This is a genomic window from Variimorphobacter saccharofermentans, from assembly GCF_014174405.1.
Classification (GTDB): Bacteria; Bacillota; Clostridia; order Lachnospirales; family Lachnospiraceae; genus Mobilitalea; species Mobilitalea saccharofermentans.
In genome coordinates this window covers 1-1,421 of record NZ_JACEGA010000004.1, presented here as the reverse complement: position 1 = coordinate 1,421, position 1,421 = coordinate 1, and the positions used below count along the sequence as shown (strand labels likewise).

2 protein-coding genes are annotated in these 1,421 nt (G+C 40.2%); both read right to left on the bottom strand.

Going from position 1 to position 1,421, the window contains the following annotated elements:
* A partial coding sequence (locus tag H0486_RS18880) for an IS91 family transposase (RefSeq protein WP_456300805.1) occupies window positions 1-1,021 on the bottom strand: 1,021 nt, incomplete at its 3' end.
* A 176-nt stretch (window positions 1,022-1,197) separates the two neighbouring features.
* On the bottom strand, window positions 1,198-1,419 hold the full coding sequence (locus tag H0486_RS18240; RefSeq protein WP_408647639.1) for a hypothetical protein: 222 nt from the start codon (window positions 1,417-1,419) through the stop codon (window positions 1,198-1,200).
* Between the last annotated feature and the right edge of the window lie 2 nt (window positions 1,420-1,421).

Sequence of the window (1,421 nt, the reverse complement as noted above, 5' to 3'; positions counted from 1 at the left end):
GATCATAACCAAAGGAAAGCAGGATATTATTTCTCCAGGTCTTGAAATCAAGAAGAATCTTATGTTTGGATTTAGGAATGGCTTTTGAAAGCTTCTGGTCGGATTCGCGGTGTCTGGCATAGAGTCCATAATAACGAGTCATCTTGAAATGCTTTTCCGGAATATGTTGAATCAGAAGCTTGATAAAATCCAGCGCGGGAATAGTTTTCTCAACATAGGAATTATCCTCATGTTTGTTGTAGTGAAAAGTAACATTTTCACCATCATAAGAATCGATACGAGAGGTTGCAATGGCAGGACGACCAAGGTAACGACTGATGTATTTTACGACGGTATCAGGATTGCAAAGATTAGGTTTTGCATACACATAGAAGCCATTTTTGTCTTTCTTATAAATGGCAGCTTTGGTTTTCTTAAAGGAGGGACCAATCTTTTTCTCCATTATATCAAGGAGCGTAGTCTGGAAAGCCTTTCTGAGATAAGTGTAGTTGAAATGTTTCACAATGCGCCAAAAGCCATCGTCGGAGAAACCTCCCTCGGTGAGAAGACAGTGGATATGAGGATTCCATTCCAAGGGACGACCAAACGTGTGGAGAACACAGACAAAGCCAGGAACGAAGTTTTTCGATTTATTTATCTTGTAAAACATAGTGAGGATAACACTACGGACAGCCTGGAAAAGGCAGTTGAGAAGGCTGCGGTTCTCAAAAAAGAAATGGCGTAAATCATCATCAATTGTGAAAACACAGTGACGGTGTGTACAACGAATTAGCTTAAAAGACATCTTGGTAGACCGGTCAGAACAGTATTTGACGCCGCAGGTAGGACAGAATTTAGAGTGACAGCGAAAAGGAACAAATTTAAGCTCCCCACAATGAGGGCAGCCATACATGGTCCCACCGAAAGAAGGGTCACCACAATTAAGCATCTTTTCAACGTTTTCAAGAACCGATTGACGAGGATGCAAAATATATAACATTTCTTCATAATGGTCATTAAAAATCTTTTGTAGTATGTTCATAAAACCATTATGAACCAAAATGATACAAAAAGAAAGCCCTAACCCCTCAAGATTGAGGGGCAGGGGAGCTGATGTGTGCGAAGCACACTTTTGTTCTAGTATAGGAAATTCCTCCGTTCGGAGAGACTATGAATTAAAAAAGCCCGCTGAAAACGGGCATAGAAATCAGACAGTGATCAGAAAAGGTCGATATAAAAGCCTTCTTCGATTTCACCATCATCAAGGTCATCATCCTCTGTTAGAAAGTAGTGCATATCAAGCAGGTCACCATCGCTCATATTTTTAACGAGCTTGGCAGTCATACCTTCTGGAGGATTTTGAATATATTTTTGTCTGAGTTCCTCTATCTGTTGTTTTTCCATAGTGAGCCTCCCCATAATTCTGTTTGATATCAGTATCT